Source organism: Bradyrhizobium cosmicum (genome assembly GCF_032290525.1).
GTDB classification, from domain to species: domain Bacteria; phylum Pseudomonadota; class Alphaproteobacteria; order Rhizobiales; family Xanthobacteraceae; genus Bradyrhizobium; species Bradyrhizobium cosmicum_A.
The window spans coordinates 1-264 of the sequence record NZ_JASXTA010000298.1; the positions used below are offsets into that span (position 1 = coordinate 1).

The following is a 264-nucleotide window of genomic DNA, read 5'->3' on the forward strand; positions in this document are numbered from 1 at the left end:
GGGCCATTACTCCGGACGATTCTAGCCGAGCACTTCCTGATTGATCACGTTCTGGCGCAAGGGATCGCCGTCCAACACGCTCAGAATGTTGCGGGCGGTCTGCTCGCTCATCCGGTCCACAGCTTCCACCGTGACGCCGGCAACATGCGGCGCCATGATGACGTTCGGCAGGGCGAGCAACGGCTGACCGGCCAGCGGCGGCTCCTGCTCGAAAACGTCGAGGCCCGCGCCGGCAAGCTTGCCGGACACCAGCGCGTCGTGCAG

Annotated in this window: 1 protein-coding gene; it reads right to left on the bottom strand. The window is 65.5% G+C overall.

Annotated elements, in window-relative coordinates; all coding sequences use genetic code 11:
* Nucleotides 1–21 precede the first annotated feature (21 nt).
* A partial coding sequence (locus tag QSV46_RS40025; RefSeq protein ID WP_314964145.1) for an NAD(P)-dependent oxidoreductase occupies nt 22–264 on the bottom strand: 243 nt, incomplete at its 5' end.